At 64.9% G+C, this 18,966-nt stretch carries 14 protein-coding genes; 8 read left to right on the top strand and 6 right to left on the bottom strand.

Translation table 11 applies throughout. The annotated features are described in order from the left end of the window. The first annotated feature begins 17 nt into the window (after positions 1–17). The 5 genes from treY (at position 18) to SP6_RS04915 (ending at position 7,204) form a co-directional block, all read left to right on the top strand. A complete protein-coding gene (gene treY / locus SP6_RS04935) occupies positions 18–2,414 on the top strand; it encodes a malto-oligosyltrehalose synthase (RefSeq protein WP_007403244.1) in 2,397 nt (798 codons plus the stop codon). After that, positions 2,411–2,998, top strand: a complete 588-nt coding sequence (locus SP6_RS04930; protein ID WP_007403476.1) for a DNA-3-methyladenine glycosylase — start codon at positions 2,411–2,413, stop codon at positions 2,996–2,998. Before treY ends, SP6_RS04930 begins: the two co-directional genes overlap by 4 nt. Before the next feature lie 93 nt (positions 2,999–3,091). After that, positions 3,092–3,280 (top strand): hypothetical protein, encoded by a 189-nt coding sequence (locus SP6_RS04925; RefSeq protein WP_007403481.1) that lies wholly within the window; start codon positions 3,092–3,094, stop codon positions 3,278–3,280. Positions 3,281–3,371: 91 nt separating this feature from the next. Further along, positions 3,372–3,998, top strand: a complete 627-nt coding sequence (locus SP6_RS04920) for a retropepsin-like aspartic protease family protein (RefSeq protein WP_007403549.1) — start codon at positions 3,372–3,374, stop codon at positions 3,996–3,998. A gap of 86 nt (positions 3,999–4,084) precedes the next feature. Next, positions 4,085–7,204 carry a hybrid sensor histidine kinase/response regulator gene (locus SP6_RS04915; RefSeq protein ID WP_113667474.1) on the top strand — a complete coding sequence of 1,040 codons (3,120 nt, stop codon included), beginning with the start codon at positions 4,085–4,087 and terminating at the stop codon, positions 7,202–7,204. Positions 7,205–7,561: 357 nt separating this feature from the next. Here the strand turns inward: SP6_RS04915 and SP6_RS04910 are convergent, their stop codons facing one another. From SP6_RS04910 to SP6_RS04895, 4 genes are read right to left on the bottom strand one after another with little or no spacing between them, the layout of a single operon-like run. Next, entirely contained in the window at positions 7,562–8,887 is a 1,326-nt protein-coding gene (locus SP6_RS04910; protein ID WP_042468627.1) for an ATP-binding protein, read from the bottom strand. After that, positions 8,884–9,594 carry a response regulator gene (locus tag SP6_RS04905; protein WP_007403360.1) on the bottom strand — a complete coding sequence of 237 codons (711 nt, stop codon included), beginning with the start codon at positions 9,592–9,594 and terminating at the stop codon, positions 8,884–8,886. The genes SP6_RS04910 and SP6_RS04905 overlap by 4 nt, the downstream gene beginning before the upstream one ends. Before the next feature lie 9 nt (positions 9,595–9,603). Further along, complete coding sequence (locus tag SP6_RS04900; RefSeq protein WP_007403608.1) at positions 9,604–10,173, bottom strand: gamma carbonic anhydrase family protein; 570 nt, start codon at positions 10,171–10,173, stop codon at positions 9,604–9,606. Then, positions 10,173–12,278 (bottom strand): malate synthase G, encoded by a 2,106-nt coding sequence (locus SP6_RS04895; RefSeq protein WP_007403407.1) that lies wholly within the window; start codon positions 12,276–12,278, stop codon positions 10,173–10,175. Before SP6_RS04895 ends, SP6_RS04900 begins: the two co-directional genes overlap by 1 nt. Before the next feature lie 99 nt (positions 12,279–12,377). On the opposite strand from SP6_RS04895, the gene SP6_RS04890 reads away from it, so the two are divergent. Then, positions 12,378–13,250, top strand: a complete 873-nt coding sequence (locus tag SP6_RS04890) for a LysR family transcriptional regulator (RefSeq protein WP_007403386.1) — start codon at positions 12,378–12,380, stop codon at positions 13,248–13,250. A gap of 79 nt (positions 13,251–13,329) precedes the next feature. Continuing rightward, positions 13,330–14,268 carry a DUF808 domain-containing protein gene (locus SP6_RS04885; protein WP_042468625.1) on the top strand — a complete coding sequence of 313 codons (939 nt, stop codon included), beginning with the start codon at positions 13,330–13,332 and terminating at the stop codon, positions 14,266–14,268. Positions 14,269–14,283: 15 nt separating this feature from the next. Here the strand turns inward: SP6_RS04885 and SP6_RS04880 are convergent, their stop codons facing one another. Further along, on the bottom strand, positions 14,284–14,466 hold the full coding sequence (locus tag SP6_RS04880) for a DUF5818 domain-containing protein (RefSeq protein WP_007403405.1): 183 nt from the start codon (positions 14,464–14,466) through the stop codon (positions 14,284–14,286). Between the two features lie 72 nt (positions 14,467–14,538). Beyond that, entirely contained in the window at positions 14,539–17,586 is a 3,048-nt protein-coding gene (locus tag SP6_RS19995; protein ID WP_053003278.1) for a ligand-binding sensor domain-containing diguanylate cyclase, read from the bottom strand. Between the two features lie 246 nt (positions 17,587–17,832). Between SP6_RS19995 and dinB the strand changes: the two genes are divergently transcribed. Further along, positions 17,833–18,945, top strand: a complete 1,113-nt coding sequence (gene dinB, locus SP6_RS04870; protein ID WP_007403520.1) for a DNA polymerase IV — start codon at positions 17,833–17,835, stop codon at positions 18,943–18,945. Positions 18,946–18,966 lie beyond the last annotated feature (21 nt).

Below are 18,966 nucleotides of genomic sequence, written 5' to 3'. Positions count from 1 at the left end.
ATCGAAGGACGCCGTCCATGACGCCGCGCGCCACCTACCGCTTTCAGTTTCACAAGGACTTCCCCTTCGCCCGCGCGGAGGCGTTGTTGCCCTATCTCGACCGCCTGGGGATCAGCCATGTCTATGCGTCGCCGATCACCACGGCGGCAGCGGGGTCGACGCATGGCTATGACGTGATCGATCCGACCCGCATCAATCCCGAATTGGGCGGCGAGGAGGCTTTCCGGTCACTGGCCCAGTCGGCTCGTGACCGGGGGATGGGTCTCATCATCGATATCGTGCCCAATCATATGGGTGTTGGGGGCGGTGGCAATCGTTGGTGGAACGACGTACTGACTCATGGAGCGGACAGCGCCTATGCTCGCTTCTTCGATATCGACTGGTCGCGAAAGCTCGTCCTGCCGATCCTGGGTTCTCCCCTGTCCCAAACGCTGGCCGACGGACAGATCGCCGTCGAGCGCGCCGATGGCCAGGCCGAGATCGTGGCCTATGGCGAGCATCGGCTGCCGATCCGCGACGAGGATCAGGCCGACGCCGAGACCCTACCCCTCGCCGATCTGCTCGACCGGCAGCATTACCGGTTGGCATCCTGGCGCGTTTCCAATGACGAACTGAACTGGCGGCGCTTCTTCACCATCAACGATCTCGCGGGTCTGCGAGTCGAGGACGACGCGGTGTTCGAGGAAACCCACGCGCTCTATTTCCGGCTCTATGCCGAAGGGCTGATCGACGGGGTGCGGATCGACCATGTCGATGGGCTGACCGATCCGATCGGCTATTGCCGCAAGCTGCGCCAGCGCTTCGACACCATCCCCCGTGACGACGGCAACCGCGCCTATATCGTCGTGGAAAAAATCCTGGCGGCGGACGAAGCGATGGGCACCGATTGGGGCGTCGACGGCACCAGCGGTTATGACTTCATGGAGGAGGTTTCCGCGCTTCTCCACGCCCCCGAAGGGACACGACCCTTGGCCGACCTCTGGGCGCAACTGAGTGGTCGCTCTGCCGATTTCGGACCGGAGGAGTTGCAGGCGCGAGAGGATTTGCTAGCCTGGCAATTCGCGGGCCAACTCGACCAATGCGTCACGGCCTTTGCGAAATTGCCCGCTTCCGCAACGGACTTGGTTGGATCCATCACCACACCCATGCTCCGTCGGGCGATCGAGCGGCTGCTCTGGGTCTTCCCGGTCTATCGCACCTATGGCCCCGATGCGCCCGAGACAGACCGTCTGATCCGCGACGAAGCCCGCAGCCGGGTCGAGCGTTTCATTCCGCCCGGCGAAGCCTTCGTCGTCGATCAGATCCTGACCTGGCTGGCCGGTGACGGGCCGGGTGAGGATAGCCTTCGAGCGGAGGCCGTGCGCCGCTTCCAACAGCTCTCGGCTCCGATCGCCGCCAAGGCGGTGGAAGACACCGCCTTCTACCGGCATGGCGTCCTGCTATCGCGCAACGATGTCGGCTTCGATGCCGGACGCATGAGCATGCCCATCGCGGAATTCCATGATCGCATGACGGGGCGCGCCGAACGCTTCCCCCGCGCGATGCTGACGACCGCGACCCATGACCATAAGCGTGGTGAAGATGTCCGCGCCCGGCTCGCCGTCCTGAGCGCCATGCCCGACGAATGGCGTGAGATTGTCGAGCGCTGGCGAACGGAAACACTCACGCTTTCCGAAGGGGTCGATCCGGCCGATTGGTATATGCTCGTCCAGACGCTCGTCGGCGCATGGCCGGGCGCACCCGCATTGGAAGAGTTTGTCGGCCGCGTCGCCGCCTGGCAGGAAAAGGCCTTGCGCGAAGGCAAGCTGCGGTCGTCCTGGGAAGAACCGGACAGTAATTATGAGAAGCGCTGCAACACGCTCGCCAAGGCGCTGATCACGGGTACTGAGGGACAGGCGTTTCGGGCCGATCTGGCGGCGCTGCTCAAGGCGATTGCACCGGCGGCAACGGCCAACAGCCTGGCGCAACTGGGTCTTCGTTACACGGTGCCGGGTATCCCCGATTGCTATCAGGGGACCGAACTGGAGGATCTGAGCCTCGTCGATCCGGACAATCGCCGTCCGGTCGATTACGCCGCTCGGGAAGCGGCGCTGTCAGACGGTAGCAGCGCGAAGATGACGCTGCTCGCCACATTGCTGGCGGCGCGACGCCAGCATCCTGCGCTGTTTGCGGAAGGCGATTACCAGCCGCTGGCCGTAACCGGCCATGGCAAGGACCGGGTTCTGGCCTTTCGCCGAACGCATGAAGGCACGACGCTGACCGTTGTTGTCGGAATTCGGCTCTGGCCCCTGATGAGCGAGGGCCAGCATGTCGATTGGCGCGACACGCAGGTCGTCATCGACGATGAACGCCACCCCGTAGCCGAACTGCTGGCCGACACCAGCTTCTGGCACCGGATCGACGCCTCCGCATGAAGCCATTGCCTCCTGATTTCTATATGCGGGATGTCGATCTCGTCGCTCGCGATCTCATCGGTACTACCTTGCAGATCGATGGGGTCGGCGGCGTGATCGTCGAGACGGAATCCTATGACATGGCCGACCCGGCCTCCCATAGTTTCGCCGGCCGCACACCGCGCAATGCGGCGATGTTCGGGCCGGTCGGGCATGCTTATGTCTATCGCATTTATGGACTGCACCATTGCTTGAACATCGTCTGTGGTGAGCCCGGTAGCGCCGTCCTGATCCGTGCGATCGAGCCGCTATATGGCATCGAGCGAATACGCGCGCGACGCGGCTTGGCGATGCGCGAACGCGACCTTTGCGCCGGACCGGGGCGGCTTTGTGAGGCGCTGGAAATCGACCTTGCCCTGGACGGCGTTTCGCTTTCTGCGCCCCCCTTCGAGATGGCTGAGCGGAGCGAAACGCCCCCCATCGTCGCCGGTCCGCGCATCGGCATCACCCGTGGAGCTGAACGCATGCGCCGGTTTGGATGGAAGGGATCGCCCTGGCTCAGCCGCCCCTTTCCTAAAAATCACACTGCAATGCAGCAATATTAAATTCGATATCTGCCGCGTCGCAGCACGTAATTTACTTGCGCTTCATCATGATTATCGCGAGCCTCTCTTCCATAATATAAGAGGGATGAGTCGATGGAGTGGATCAAGGTCCTGGCGATTGTCGCCATGGTCTATGGCGTCTGGGCGGCCTATCGATCGCTGGGTGCACCTGTTCTTCATGATGGCAACCGATATTTCCGCCAGCCCGATGGCAGCTTCCGCCGCTGGTATGGCGGCCGCAAATTCACCGCCGCCGAACTGGGTGAGACGGAACAGGCCTGATCTTTCCGGTCAGCAGAGGTAAATCTTGGCAGTGTTAAAGCTTTAGTCTTCCGACCCTTTTCGTGTCGGGTTGAGAGGATAAAGCTTTTTCATGTCTGCCGTTCCGGGCATCCCAACGTCCATATTGGTCATCGTCCTGGCCGTCATCGTGGCGGGTCTTATCGCCCGGCGGGTACCGGTTTTGCGCGTCGCCATCAGCATCCTGAGCTGGCTGATCCTGGGCGGCCTGGTGCTGAGCCTTGTGCATCAGCGCGAACAATTCGATCCCTATATCCAGCGGGCGATGCAGATTCTGAACCTGCAGGATCAGAATGTGGTCGGCGACACCGTGCGCATCCGGATGTCGCCCGATGGCCATTTCTGGGCGCGGGTCTCGGTCGACGGCGTCAGTCGCCGGATGCTGGTGGATAGCGGGGCGACGCTGACCGCCCTTTCGGTCGCCAGCGCCCAGGCGGCCGGGTTGCGGCCGCGCGCTCCCGTCATGCCCGTGGTGCTGAATACCGCCAATGGCATGATCCGCGCCCAGACCGCCAAGGTCGAAACGCTGAAGCTGGGCACCATCCGCGCCTATGATCTGCCCGTCGTCGTCTCGCCGGCGTTCGGCGATACCGATGTGTTGGGCATGAACTTTCTGTCACGCTTGAAGAGCTGGCGGGTCGAAGGACAAACCCTGATCCTGGAGCCCCATCACCCCAAGGCCGAAACCGAACCGAGCTGACGAGCTGGTGAAAACCGTGCGCAATTCGGGACATATCAACGATTGAGCAATTGACTTGATGGTATAGCTTACCCATGCGTCAACCTATGAGCACTCCCCTGTCGCGAATGCTGTCGCTCCCGGCACAGCTCGACCGATATGTCGCCCAGGCCCTCGACGAAGGCCGCTACCCCGACGAGCACGCCATGGTCGTTGCCGCGCTGGAACGGCTGCGCGACGAAACGCTGGCGCTGTCCCCCGAACATTGGTTGGTCGGCGGCGGCGAATGCGGCCAACGGGTGCGCGAGTTCGACTGGAGCCACACCTCGCTCGGGACACCGGACAATTGGTGCTCGGCGCTGCGCACGACAGTCGCCAATATCGTGCATTCTCCGATTGCAAAGGTCCTGATGTGGGGACCGGATCATGTGATGATCTATAACGACGCCTATCGGTCGATCGCAGGTCCGCGCCATCCGGCGGCCTTTGGGGGTCTTGTCCCTGAGATCTGGCCTGAAATCTGGGACTGGAACCGCGCCATCCTGGAACGCGGTTTTGCGGGCGAGGACAGCGCCTATCGCGACCAGCCGCTGATCGTCACGCGCGCCGGGGTGCAGGAAAAGGTCGTGTTCGACCTCTATTACACGCCCATCTATCTCGATCGCGGCGATGTGGGCGGCGTGATGTGCACTGTCGTCGAGAATACCGGCCGGGTCGCGGCCGAGCGTCGGCTGGCGGAGAGCGAGGCCGAGTTGCGGATCATCACCGATTCGTTGCCGGTGCTGGTCGCGTTCGTCGACCGCGAGGAGAGATATCGCTTCGCCAACGACTATTACCGCGAGTTTCTGGGTGTCGATCCCCAGTCGATGATCGGCAGCCGGATCAGCGACGTGCTGACCGAGGCCGATTATGCGGAGCGCCAGCCGCTGATCGCCCGCGCGCTGGCGGGGGAGACGGTCGTCGCCGATGTCCGGTTGCAGCATCGCGACGGCAGCAGTCGCCGGGCGGAAACCCGTTACATCCCGCGTCACGACGAGAATGGCGCGGTGATCGGCTTTCATATCCTGGTCTTCGACGTGGATGACCGGATGCGCCATGCCGAGGAAGTCGAGCGTAGCAACCGCCGATTCCGCGCCGCGATGGATGCGGTGCACGGCGTCCTGTGGACCAACAGCGCCGAAGGGCGGATGGTCGGCGAGCAGCCGGGCTGGGCCGCGATCACCGGTCAGACATTCGAGGAATATCAGGGCTTCGGCTGGTCGGGTGCCGTTCATCCCGATGATGCCGAAGCGTCGGTCGTCGCCTGGAACCACGCCGTTGCGACCAAGTCGATGTTCATCCACGAACACCGTGTTCGTCGCCACGACGGTGCCTGGCGCACTTTTGCCATTCGCGCCTTGCCGATCATCGGCAGCGACGGCGAATTGATCGAGTGGGTCGGCGTGCATACCGACATCACCGATCAACGAGCCGCTGAACAGGCCCTGCGCGATCAGGCCGATGTCCTGGCGCGTCAGGTCCGCCATCGCGAGCGGGCCGAGGCGCAGCTCCGCCAACTCAACGAGACGCTGGAAAACCGCGTCATCGAGGAGATTGGCGAGCGGCGTCAGGCCGAGCGCGCGCTGGCCCAGGCGCAGAAGATGGAGACGATCGGCAAACTGACCGGCGGCGTCGCGCACGACTTCAACAATCTGCTTCAGGTCGTGTCGGGCAATCTCCAACTGCTCGGCAAGGATGTGGCGGGCAATGAGCGCGCCGAACAGCGGGTGGCCAATGCCATGGCCGGCGTGTCGCGCGGCTCCAAGCTGGCGTCCCAGTTGCTCGCCTTTGGCCGGCGTCAGGCGCTCGAGCCCAAGGTCGTCAACGTCACGCGCTTCGTGCAGGGCATGGACGACATGCTGCGCCGGGCGATCGGTGAAGGCGTCGAGATCGAGACGATCGTCGGCGGCGGTCTCTGGAACACCTTCATCGACCCCGCGCAGATCGAGAATGCGCTGCTGAACCTGGCGATCAACGCGCGCGACGCGATGAACGGCCAGGGCAAGCTGACCATCGAGCTCGGCAATGCCCATCTCGATGACGACTATGCGCGTACCCATGAAGAGGTGGCGCCGGGCCAGTATGTCATGCTCGCGGTGTCTGACACCGGCTGCGGCATGAGTGCCGAGATCATCGAAAAGGTGTTCGAGCCGTTTTTCTCGACCAAGGGCGAAGGCAAGGGCTCGGGCCTTGGCCTGTCGATGGTCTATGGCTTCGTCAAACAGTCCGGCGGCCATGTGAAGATCTATTCCGAGGTCGATCACGGCACGACGATCAAGCTCTATCTGCCGCGCGCGCTTGAGGCGGAGGATGTCGAGGTCGCGGTCGATACCGGTCCGATCTCCGGCGGCACCGAGACAGTGCTGGTCGTCGAGGACGATGCCGAGGTGCGCGCGACTGTGGTCGAACTGCTGTCCGACCTCGGGTACCGCGTGCTGAAGGCAGTCGATGCGCAAAGCGCGCTCAACGTCATCGAAAGCGGCATTCCGATCGACATGCTGTTCACCGATGTCGTCATGCCCGGCACGCTGAAAAGCCCCGAGCTGGCCCGCAAGGCACGCGAGCGACTACCCGATATCGCGGTGCTGTTCACCTCGGGCTATACCGAGAATTCGATCGTTCATGGCGGGCGGCTCGACAAGGGCGTCGAGCTCCTGTCCAAGCCCTATACGCGTGAGGCGCTGGCCCGGAAGTTCCGCCACGTCCTTGCCAATCAACGGCAACGGCGGATGCCGACGGAGAATACCGTCCCGGCTGCGCGGCCTCAACAGGCAGAACCGGCCCAGCCGGTCCAAGCCACGCAGCCACTGCATGATGGTCGGACGATCCTGCTGGTCGAGGATGACGATCTGATCCGCGCGAATACGGCCGAGACGTTGCAGGATGCCGGCTTCGTCGTCGTCCATGCGGTGACGGCCGAGGAGGCGATGACCGCACTCCAGACCGCTCAGATCGATGTGCTGGTGACGGACATCAATCTGCCGGGCGAGTCAGGGATCGAACTGGCCGGGCGGGCACGACAGCTACGACCGGACCTGTCGATCGTGTTTGCGACGGGTGATGGTGGGATGGCGGCGGATGCGGCCGATATGGACGCGGCGCTGCTGACCAAGCCTTATTCGGCGGCGCAGCTCATTGGTGCGGTGCGCGGGCGTCTGGAGAATTCGGAACAGGCGATCCAGCCATAAGGCCGGACCGCCTGTTCCTTTCGATCGGATCCATGCCGGAGGGGGTCGGCAGCGGGACCCGGAACGAAAACGGTTAGCGGGCCTTCCAGCCCTCGATCGCGGCGAAGGTGATGATCACCGCCAGGACGAGCAAGGCACCCTGCAATTCCAGAGCGGACAAATCGAACTCCATCGTCATAAGTCAATCTCCGCATGATATCGGCTTGGCATGACGCCGAGCCGTTTCGGCATTGAAGACGTGGCGGTCGGACATGTCGCGATCGCACCATCTGGTTTGCGATCGCGGAGGATGTCCTTCCGCCTCACACAACGATATACGCGACGATCTTTGCTGCCGTGCAGCGACTGCGTGACAAATCATGTCCGACAGTTGGGGAGGTGGATTTCCGCACATAACCCGCCTTCCGGCCGATTGGAGAGTTTCAATTCGCCCCCCTCGGCGGCAACGACACGTGATACGATCGACAGGCCAAGACCGAAGCCGACCGTATCGCGACGGCGTGCCGCATCGAGCCGGACAAAGGGCTCGAGCACGAGTTCGAGCGAATCTTCCGGGATGCCGGGCCCATCATCCTCGACCCGGATATGCACACCCGTCGCGCCATCCGCCGCCAGGGTGATGACGGCGTGTTCGCCGTAGTGCAGCGCGTTTTCGACGAGGTTGGTCAGCGCCCGCTTCATCCCGAACCGGCGCAGGCGGCAGTCGAAATGGTCGGGCCCGACATAGCGGACATCGCGCCCATGATCGGTCGCGTCGTCGGCCAGATTGGCGCACAGGATGGCGAGGTCCGTCAACTCCGGCTTCTCGGCATCGCCCTCCCCACCCAGGAAAGCCAGGAGCGAGGCGACCATCGCCTCCATCTCCTCGATATCATTGCCGATCGCCTCGCGCACATCATCCTGCGAGATCGCATCGGCGCGCAGGCGCAGGCGGGCGAGGGGTGTCCTCAGATCATGCCCGACGGCAGCAAGCGCCCGGGTCTGTTCGTCGATCAGTCGGCCGATACGCGCCTGCATCCGGTTGAACGCGCGGGTCACATGGCGAACCTCTCCCGGTCCACGCTCGGGCACGATCAGGGCGCCCTGCCCGCCCTGCCCCCGGCCCAGCTTGTCGGCGGCCCGTGCGAGCATCCGCAGCGGGTGCAGGATGCGGCCGATCAACGCCCCGCTCAGCAGCATCAATGCAATGGCCGGGATCAGCGCCAGCAGCACGCGCCCGAACGCCAGGTCGAGCGTCCGCACGCCCTCACGCATCCGGAAGGTCAGGATCGACCCATCCTGCAACCGCAGATCGCCGCTCACCACCGAAGTCCGCCCCGGCGAGGTCAGCCGCAAATGGATATCGGTATCAGCCAGCGTCGGCTCCCACTCGACGATCTGGCGGCGCATGCCATCCATGGCTGGGGCGATCGGTGGACGGGGCGGCGTTTCGGGCGACCAACTGACGATATAGCGGTCTGTGGTCAGCTCCTCCGATACCTCGACCCGTTCGGAGGGAGGGCGTTCGCTGAGCACACGCCGCGCGACGATCAGATGCTCGGCCAGCCGCCGCGCTTCGTCGTCGCGTACCGAGACATGGCTGGCCCGCTCATAAAGATAGGTCGAGACGGCGAATTCGATCGTGACCGCCAGCAACAGAATCGCGACGATCCGCCCCAGCAGACCGACCGAGGGGCGGATCACCGGCGTTCGACCGGTACGTTCAGCATATATCCGACGCCGCGCACCGTCACGATCGGGGCCGCACCGCCGGCGCCCGACAGCTTGCGGCGCAGGCGGCTGACCAGCACGTCAATGCTGCGATCCGAACTGTCACCGATGCGCGCGCGCGACAGCTCGATCAGCCGCTCGCGTGCCACCACGCGCTGGGCATTGTCCAGAAAGGCGACGAGCAGGTCGAATTCCGCCCCCGTCAGTTCCACTTGCGCGCCCGAGGGCGACATCAGCTCGCGCCGCGGCAGATTGGCGGTCCAGCCGTCAAAGCCCAATATCCCCGCCTCCCGCTCGCCCGGGGCATTCTCCAGCCCGCCCCGGCGCAGGACGGCGCGGATGCGGGCCACGAGTTCGCGCGTGCTGAACGGCTTGGGCAGATAATCGTCCGCGCCGAGTTCCAGGCCGACGACACGGTCGACCTCGCTGCCCTTGGCGCTGATGAAGATGATCGGGACCGCGTTCCTCTGGCGGACCTGTCGGCACAGATCGATGCCACTGGTCCCGGGCAGCATAATGTCGAGCAGGATGAGGTCGATCTGTCCGACTTCCAGGGCCTGCCACATTTCGGGGGCGGCATTGGCGAGTTTCACCGCGAACCCGTTTTCTTGGAGCGCGCGGGCGGTCAGGGTCCGAAGGGCGGGATCGTCCTCGACGATCAGGATAGTGGGCGGCGTCACTCCCTCTGGCTAGGCAGGTGCAGGCTCGGCGTCAACGGCCGCTTCGGACCGATCTTCATCAACTCGTTGCAGCGTGGCGGCATAGCGACCGGCGCGCTCCGCATAACCCAGCGCGGATCGACGCAGCTTTTCCAGATCGTCGGGCCCCAAGGTACGGATCGCCTTGGCCGGCACGCCGACGATCAGGCTGGCAGGCGGGAAGGTCTTGCCCTCAGTAACCAGTGCGCCCGCCCCGACTAACGAACCCGCGCCGATCACCGCATCGTTCAGGATCGTCGCCCCCATGCCGATCAGGCAGCCATCCTCGATCGTGCAGCCGTGCAGCACCGCATGATGGCCCACGGTACAATCCGCCCCGATGGTCAGCGGACTGCCGGGATCGGAATGCAGCACCGCTCCGTCCTGCACATTGCTGCGCGTGCCGATATGGATGGGGGTATTGTCCGCCCGGACGACCGCCCCAAACCACAGGCTGGCCTGTTCGTCGAGGATCGCCTCGCCAATCACATCGGCCGAGGGCGCGACCCAGGCGCTGGGGTGCACGCTGGGCCGGCGGTCGTCTAGGGCGTAAAGAGGCATCAGGCGGCGTCCTTCCGATCATTCTTGGCCAGTTGACGATAGCGGTGGAGCAGCGGTTCGGTATAGCCATTGGGCTGCGCCGTTCCCTCGAAGATCAGCGCGCGTGCCGCCTGGAACGCCAACCCGTTGCGGCCCAGCCCGCTCATCGGCCGATAGGCGGGATCACCGGCATTTTGCGCGTCGACCTTCTCACCCATACGCGACAGCGCCGCATCGATCTGGGCCGGCGTCACGATTCCGTGGAGCAGCCAATTGGCCATATGCTGCGCCGAGATGCGCAGCGTGGCGCGGTCCTCCATCAGGCCGATGTCATGGATGTCGGGGACCTTGGAACAGCCGATGCCCTGATCGATCCAGCGCACGACATAGCCGAGCAGCCCTTGCGCATTATTGTCGAGTTCGGCGGTGATCTCCTCCGCGCTCCATTGCGGCGAGGATGCGATCGGAGGCGTCAGCAACCGCTCGAGCGGCGCCACCGCTTCAGCAGCGCGGGCTTGCTGGCGGGCGGTAACGTCGACGCGGTGGTAATGGGTCGCGTGCAGGGTGGCCGCGGTCGGTGACGGCACCCAGGCGGTCGAGGCGCCGGCCATGGGATGCGCGCTCTTCTGTGCGAGCATGTCCGCCATCCGGTCGGGCGCGGCCCACATGCCCTTGCCGATCTGCGCCCGGCCCGCGAAACCGCAGGCCAGCCCGATCTGGACATTGCGATCCTCATAGGCCGCGATCCAGTCGCTGGCCTTCATATCGGCCTTGCGGACCATCGGGCCCGCCTGCATCGCGGTGTGGATCTCGTCGCCCGTGCGGTCGAGAAAGCCGGTGTTGATGAACACGATGCGGTCCTTCACGGCATGGATGCACGCCGCCAGATTGGCCGACGTGCGGCGTTCCTCGTCCATCACCCCGATCTTGATCCGATGCCGGTCGAGGCCCAGCATATCCTCGACCGCATCGAACAGGCGGTTGGCGAAGGCCGCTTCGTCCGGCCCGTGCATCTTGGGCTTGACGATATAGATCGATCCCGACCGACCATTGCGCATAGGCCTACCGTCCCGCCCATCACGCTGGGCGATCAGACTGGTGATGATCGCATCGACAATGCCTTCGGGTGCCTCGTTGCCGTTCGGCAGGCGGATCGCCGGCGTGGTCATCAAGTGACCCACATTACGCACGAACAACAGGCTGCGCCCCGGTAGCGTGAAGGGCGTGCCGTCCAGAGCATGATAATGTCGATCCTCGGCCAGCGTGCGGGTCTGCGTGCGGCCCCCCTTGTCGAAGCTGGCGGACAGGCTGCCGTCGATCAGGCCAAGCCAATTGGCATAGCCGGCGACCTTGTCCTCCGCATCGACCGCCGCGACCGAGTCCTCCAGGTCGCATATCGTCGTCAGCGCGGATTCGAGCAGAACATCGGCAATCCCCGCCGCATCGGTCTGGCCGATCGGGTGGGTGCGGTCGACGATGATCTCGATATGCAGGCCGTGATGCCGGAACAACAGGCCGGTCTCGCTCCGGCCGATGAACTGGCTCGCATCGCGCAAAGTGGCGGCGGCCGCCTCGACATCGGTCACGTCATGCCAATTGCCGGCAATGGGCAGGGCATCGTCCAGAAAATCGCGGACCCAGCGAATGACGGCATCACCGCGATCCCGGTCATATCCCCGCGCACTGCTGGGGAGCAGGATGGCGTCGGTCCCGTACAGGGCATCATATAGGCTGCCCCAGCGCGCATTGGCCGCGTTCAGGAGGAAGCGTGCATTGAGCATCGGCACGACGAGCTGCGGCCCGGCCAGCCGCGCGACTTCGTCATCGACATGGGACGGCGCAATCGTGAAAGGTGCGGGCTCGGGCGTCAGATAGCCGATCTCGGTCAGGAAACCGCGCTGCGCCGCACCGTCATGCGCGCCGCCCTTACGATACCAATCGTCGATCTGCGCCTGCAGAGCATCGCGCTTCGCCAGCAAGGCGGCGTTTTCAGGGGCGAAGCGTGCCAAGACGTCCGCCATCCCCGACCAGAAGCGATCAACGTCCACCCCGCTACCGGGCAGGGCACGATCCTCCAGAAAGCGGACCAGTGCCGGGGCGACGGACAGGCCGTGACGGTCGATCATAGCAACTCTCCCATTCCTCTCTTCCGACATAGAATAGGGCATCGCCACTCGCATCGATAGATGGCATAATCGCACGCCTGTCGATCGCCAGAGGAACGAATGGATCCCGATATCGCGCTGTTCGTCGATGTGGTACAGGCCGGTAGTCTGGCCGGTGGGGCCAGAACATGGCGGCTGTCGCCCGCGATGGTTTCGAAACGGATCGCCCGTCTGGAGGCTCGATTGGGCGTCCGGTTGCTCCACCGCACCACCCGGCGGCTGACCATGACCGAGGCGGGCGCGGCCTTTCATGGCGAAGTCGCCCCGCTGGTGGCGGGCCTGCGGGCGGCGGAGGCGCGGGTCTCGCATATCGCGGCGGGACCCACCGGCCCCTTGCGTGTGACGGCACCGACCTCCTTCGGCCGCCTATGGGTCGCGCCCTATCTGCCGGGCTTTCTGGCACGCTATCCGGCGATACGCCTCTCACTCGACCTGACCGATGATTTCGTCGATGTGATGGGGGAGCGGGTCGATCTGGCGATAAGGATCACGGCGGCCCCGCCCAGCGGATTGGCCGTGCATCGCTTCGCGGACAATCGTCGGGTGCTCTGCGCCAGCCCCTCCTATCTCGCACAGGCCGGCACGCCGACCGGCATCGCGGCACTCGCCGATCATCGGTTGCTGGCGGCGAACGGCCAACTGCCCTGGCGGCTCACCGGGGCGACGGTGACGGGCGATAGCTTGATCGAGACCAATTCGAGCGAGGTCGTGCGCGAGATGGCGTTGGCCGGCGCCGGGATTGCCTTACGCTCTTTATGGGATGTCGCCGATGCGCTGGCGGACGGACGGCTGGTCCGCGTGCTTCCGCGCTATGAGGGATCGGTGGCGGTCGGCATTCTGGGTCTCCATGCCCCGATCGGCGCACCGGCCGCCGTCCCGGCCCTTATCGCGCATCTGGCAGAGGCTTGGCGAGACGCCGCCTGGATGAAATGACAACCGCGTCATTTTTCCGTGCATCGCTGGTCGACAGCTTCTAGGCAGGCGGCAGTCAAACAGAAAGCAGGGCATTTCAATGGCAGGGGGTCTGGTTGCGTTGCTGGACGATGTGGCGGCGATCGCCAAGCTGGCAGCGGCGTCGCTCGATGATGTAGCGGGCGCATCGGCCCGTGCCGGTGCCAAGGCGGCGGGCGTCGTCATCGACGATACCGCCGTCACGCCGCGTTACGTGGTTGGCCTGGCGCCGCAGCGCGAACTGCCGATCATCGGCAAGATTGCGCTCGGGTCGTTGCGCAACAAGCTGCTGTTCCTGTTGCCCGCCGCCTTGCTGCTCAGCGCCTTTGCGCCTTGGGCGATCACCCCGATCCTGATGCTGGGCGGCGCCTTTCTGTGTTTCGAGGCGAGTGAGAAGATCGTCGAGATGCTGGCCGGTGGCCATGCGGCGGCGGAGGATGTCGCGGTCACCGATCCGAAGGTGCTGGAGGACCGGCAGGTGTCGGGCGCGATCCGTACCGACCTGATCCTGTCGGCCGAGATCATGGCAATCGCATTATCCGAACTGCCCGACATGTCGATTTGGACCCAGGCCATTGCGCTCGTCCTGGTCGGCATTGCGATCACCGCCGGTGTCTACGGGCTGGTCGCGGCAATCGTGAAGATGGACGATATCGGCCTGCATCTGGCACAGCGCGACAACAGCGTCGTGCAAGCGATCGGGCGCGGTCTGGTCAAGGCGATGCCGGTCCTGCTGCGCGTGCTGGCGATCGTCGGCACGGCCGCGATGGTCTGGGTCGGCGGGGGCATCATCGTCCATGGGATGGAGGAGTTCGGGCTGACCACCGTGCCCCATCTGATCCATGACACGGCACATCACGCTGCCGAGGCGCTTCCCTTTGCCGCCGGTGCCGTGAACTGGATCGTCAGCGCGATAGGATCGGCGATCATAGGGTTGATCATCGGTGCGGCGCTGGTGGGCGTGCTGCACTTTTTGCCCGGACGCAAGGCTGCCCATTGAGCGTCGGCGGGGCGCTCAGGCGCTCCGCACTCCTTCCGCCTCGAAAAGATCGGGCCCGATCATGTGTCCGATCACCGCAACCGACTTGCCGACATGATCCACGGGAACACGCGGCAGGCGTAATTCCAGTGTGCCGCCGTGATCACGCTGAAGGATGAACGCGCCGTCGCGCCGCACGAGCCGCCCGGTCAGTGTCACGGGTCCACCCGGCTCCCAAATTTCCTCTGTCATTCCTGAGCAACGGTGCGGATCGAGCCGGGGTTCCGCGGCTCAGTCGTCAAGCGTCATCTCCACCCGGTTCCGGCCGCCCCGCTTGGCCCGGTAAAGCGCCTCGTCCGCCCGCCGGATCATGTCGGCGATGTCTCGACCCGGCCGCCAAGCCGCGACGCCGGCGCTGAGCGTGACGCCAATCGGCTGCCCCTCCGCCATCATGGGTGAGGATGCGATCATCGACCGTACGCGCTCGACGATTCCCAGCGCTTCGCTCTTCGCGGTCCTGGGAAAGAGGATGGCGATCTCCTCGCCACCATAGCGGGCGACACAATCCTGGGCCCGAACGCCCGAACGAATGGCGGCGGCGATCGCCACCAAGATCTCGTCGCCCGCACCATGGCCGTGCTGGTCGTTGATCCGCTTGAAATGATCGACGTCGAGCAAGGCGAAGACAAATTGCTCCCCCCTCTTCTGCGCGCATTGGGCGATGGTTTCGATCTTGGCCATCAACGTGCGGCGATTGGCCAGATTGGTCAGCGGGTCGGTGCTGGCCAGCCGGTCGAGCTGCTCATTGGCGACGCGCAGCTCGCTCGTGCGCCGCTCGACCATCGCCTCCAGCATGCGGGCGCGCCGCCGGACGACCGCCGTCACCAGCCAGAACGCGCCGCCCAGGGCGGCAACGCCCAGCAGCACGCCGAGCAGCCAAGCCGGCCATGTCTCATACCATTTCGGCGCGACGATAATGCGGACACGGTGGGTCACCGTCTGGGTAGCGAGTCCCGGCACCTCTGCGCGAAGTTGAAGCCAATATTCCCCCGGCGGCAGGTTGGTATAGGTCGCGCTGGCCGGCGTCCCCGCAGGCACGGCCATCCATCCGCGATCGAACCCCTCCAGCCAATAGCTGTAGCGGATATCCTCGGGCGCATCATAATCGGTCAGGGAAAAACCGAGCCGCAACGTCTGCCCCTCACGCCCCAGTTCGAGCACAGGGTGAGGCGCGGCCGAGTCGATCGCCAGCGGCCGGCCGTCGATATCCGCCTCGCTGACGATCAGTTGCGCCGTCCCTTTCTGGCCGCGCCGTCCCAGCAGGGCGTCGGGGCTGAGGACGATCAGCCCGTCCGGTGATCCGAACAGCAACGATCCGTCGGCACTGCGCGCTGCCGCCCGCTGGTTGAAGGCGTTGATGGTCAGCCCGTCGCGCCGGCTCATCTCGTGGATCGAGCGTTGCGTGGGATCGATGACCGAGATGCCGCCCGCGCCGGCGGCCCAGACGCGCTTGCGGCCATCCAGCACCAGCGAGGCGACATTGTCGCCAGCCAGCCCCTGCGCCTCGGTCATCGCCCGAAACCGCCAGCCTCCCGCCCTGGGGCGGCCAAAGGCGACACCACGATAGGTACCGACCCATAGATTACCGCCATCCGGGATGATCGATCCGACATAGTCCTGGGGCAGACTGTCGGGATCGCGTACATTGTTTGCATAGGTCACGAAGCGCCGAGTGCCGAGCTTCATCCGCCCCATGCCCGCCGGTGTTGCGAGCAACACGTCGCCATCCCGCAAGACGACGATATTGATCACCTCGTTGTTGGGCAGGCTTTGGGGATCGGCGGCATCATGTTGATAATGCGTCACCACACCGGTTGCGCGGTCTAGGATGAACAGGCCCTTGTACGTTCCGATAAGCAGCTCGGCCGCCGTTTCGCCCAGCGAGATGATGGGCAGGTTACCGATCAACGCGACCGGGATATCGCGCTGCTTCAAGGTGGCCGGATCGATGGCGATGATCCCGCGGGCACCGACCAGGATCGTGCCGTCCCGCGCTTCCAGCAACGCCTTGATGTCCTGTCCAGCATGACTGCCGTTCAGCTTCACATGCCGGACGCGGCCTGCCCGCCGGTCGAGCTGATCGACCGACCCGTCGCTTAGTCCCAGCCACAGCCGATCGCGACGATCGACCAGGATGCTGCGGACGTTATCGTCGGCCAGCGACATTTCGGGACGTGGCATGGCCGACCCTATACGCACGACCTTGTCACTCGGCCCCTTGGTTCGCGACGCGCCGAGTTCCGTCGCGGCCCAGATTCCTCCGCTGCCATCCAGCGCCAGCGCACGCACGGTATCGCCCGCCAGCGATGTGGGGTTGGCCGCCACACGACGGAGCCCGCTGGCGATGAAGCCCCGATTGGGCTCGACCAGCACGATCCCGGCGCCGTCCGTGCCGATCCAGATGCGGCCATGATCGTCCTCGATGAGGGCGCGAATGGTCCGGTGCGCGATCAGCGGCGCGGATTCGGCCAGCGAGGGCGGATGGATGAACGCCGGTCGGGGGCCACCACCGGTCGAGACGTAAACGCCTCTGGAGCCGGTGCCCACCCATAGGCGACCCGCGCGGTCGCGCAGGATCGACCAGACATCGCCGACGGGATGTGCGCCGTCCACAATGACCCTGACGAACCGCCGAGCCCCGGGACGCATCGCCCATAACCCCTGTTCGCATCCCGCCCATAGGGTACCGTCGCGGTCGCGATAGATGGCGAAGGCGCCCTGATGACGATCGCCCTCCTTGGTCGGAATCGCCGCCTCGCTCATGGGATCGATACGATCGTCCGATCGAACGTAATGATGGATGCCCTCTTCCGAGGCGATGAAGGCGCCGCCCGCGCCATCGGGTGCAAACCCCGATATGCGCCATCCGATATGGCCGTGCGCCGGGCTCAACCGGACGAAGCGCCCCGTCCGAGGATCGAAGCGGGCGACACCACCCACATTCGTTCCGATCAGGATACCGCCATCGTCGAGGGGCAGCAGCGCCCGGACATAATTGTCGGGCAGGCTCCCACGATCGGTCGATACCTGCTTGAACGCCCGCACACGCTGGCCGTCATAACGGGTCAGGCCGCCGCGCGTCCCGATCCACATCGTCCCGTCCTTCGCCCGCACAATGGCGGTGGTGGTGATATGCGGAAGCCCGGTGGCATCGCCCAGGCTCGTGAACGATGCCGATCGCCAATCCGCCCAGGAATCTGGGGTTTCGGCGCTTGCCCGTGGCAAGGCGACTGTCGTCAAGAACAAGGCGGCCACGCCCACCGATCTCAATAGCGTCATGCCGTCATCCCGACATCGCCCCTAGCTTTGAGATCGATAAAAGCAGGTTAATCACAAGCCCTCAGCTAGCCGTCCTCTCCAAAACGGAGCAATCCAGGCCTGCCCTGTCCGATGGGGCCAACGGGCAGACTGTTTTTCTTTTGTTCCATTCTTTGCTCGCGCGGAGCAGGATTGCGCGCTAATATCGGGGGATCAAGCGACGCTGTCCGGCTCCCGACGGCCGGTTGGTGGACGAGCACTACCCCATTGAGCGACGAACCTGACACGCCTCTGATCAACCGCAAGATTATCCATGTCGACATGGACGCCTTCTATGCGTCGGTCGAGCAGCGCGATGATCCGGGGTTGCGCGGACGTCCCGTGGCGGTGGGCGGGTCGCGGGCGCGGGGCGTGGTCGCGGCGGCGAGCTATGAAGCGCGGTCCTTTGGCGTTCGGTCGGCCATGCCGTCGGTCACGGCGCTGCGACGATGCCCCGACCTGATCTTCGTGCCGCCGCGCTTCGACGTCTATCGTTCGATCTCGCAGCAGATTCGGGCGATCTTCGCGCGCTACACCGACCTGATCGAACCGCTTTCCCTCGACGAGGCGTATCTGGACGTGACCGAGGACCGCGCCGGCCTGGGTTCGGCCACCGCCATCGCCGAGGCGATCCGTGCCGCGATCCTGGCCGAGACCGGGCTCACCGCGTCTGCCGGCGTCAGCTACAACAAGTTCATCGCCAAGCTGGCATCGGACCAGAACAAACCCGACGGCATCTGCGTCATCCCGCCACATCATGGACCGGGCTTCGTCGCCGCGCTGCCGGTCAAGCGCTTCCACGGTGTCGGCCCCGTGACCGCGCGCAAGATGGAGGCGTTGGGCATTCTGACGGGGGCCGACCTGCGCGATCAGCCCCGCGATTTCCTTCACCGGCATTTCGGCAGCTACGCCGAGTATCTGTACGGCGCGGCCCGGGGCATCGACCATCGCCCGGTCCGGGCACAGCGCGTGGCCAAGTCGGTCGGCGCCGAGCGGACCTTCGAGACGGACCTGTCCGAGCGGGATGCGCTCCATGCGGCCCTGGAAAAGGTGGTCGAGGCGGCCTGGATCCGTATCGAGCGCAGTGGCGCGATCGGCCGAACCGTGACGCTCAAGCTGCGCTATAGCGACTTTCGGACGATCACCCGTGCGCGATCGTCCAGTCAAGGCGTCACCGACCGCGCGAGCTTCCTGGCCATGGGGCTGGCGCTGCTCGATCAGCAACTGCCGATCGAGGGCGGCGTGCGATTGCTGGGGCTGACCTTGTCGGGTCTGAGCGCGGCGGATCAGGACGAAGGCATGACAGCCAGTGGTCCGGTGCAGGTGGAGCTACCGCTGTGATGGTCAGGCCATGTCCCGATC

Source organism: Sphingomonas paucimobilis NBRC 13935 (assembly GCF_000739895.2).
Taxonomy (GTDB): Bacteria; Pseudomonadota; Alphaproteobacteria; order Sphingomonadales; family Sphingomonadaceae; genus Sphingomonas; species Sphingomonas paucimobilis.
The sequence above is the reverse complement of the archived record's forward strand: the minus strand, read 5'-3'. Positions and strand labels throughout refer to the sequence as shown.

Excerpts from the sequence above, each read along its gene's own strand:
- treY (WP_007403244.1), top strand. The coding sequence starts at position 18 with ATGACGCCGCGCGCCACCTACCGCTTTCAGTTTCACAAGGACTTCCCC.
- SP6_RS04930 (WP_007403476.1), top strand. The coding sequence starts at position 2,411 with ATGAAGCCATTGCCTCCTGATTTCTATATGCGGGATGTCGATCTCGTC.
- SP6_RS04925 (WP_007403481.1), top strand. The coding sequence starts at position 3,092 with ATGGAGTGGATCAAGGTCCTGGCGATTGTCGCCATGGTCTATGGCGTC.
- SP6_RS04920 (WP_007403549.1), top strand. The coding sequence starts at position 3,372 with ATGTCTGCCGTTCCGGGCATCCCAACGTCCATATTGGTCATCGTCCTG.
- SP6_RS04915 (WP_113667474.1), top strand. The coding sequence starts at position 4,085 with ATGAGCACTCCCCTGTCGCGAATGCTGTCGCTCCCGGCACAGCTCGAC.
- SP6_RS04900 (WP_007403608.1), bottom strand. The coding sequence starts at position 10,173 with ATGCCTCTTTACGCCCTAGACGACCGCCGGCCCAGCGTGCACCCCAGC.
- SP6_RS04895 (WP_007403407.1), bottom strand. The coding sequence starts at position 12,278 with ATGATCGACCGTCACGGCCTGTCCGTCGCCCCGGCACTGGTCCGCTTT.
- SP6_RS04890 (WP_007403386.1), top strand. The coding sequence starts at position 12,378 with ATGGATCCCGATATCGCGCTGTTCGTCGATGTGGTACAGGCCGGTAGT.
- SP6_RS04885 (WP_042468625.1), top strand. The coding sequence starts at position 13,330 with ATGGCAGGGGGTCTGGTTGCGTTGCTGGACGATGTGGCGGCGATCGCC.
- SP6_RS19995 (WP_053003278.1), bottom strand. The coding sequence starts at position 17,586 with ATGACGCTATTGAGATCGGTGGGCGTGGCCGCCTTGTTCTTGACGACA.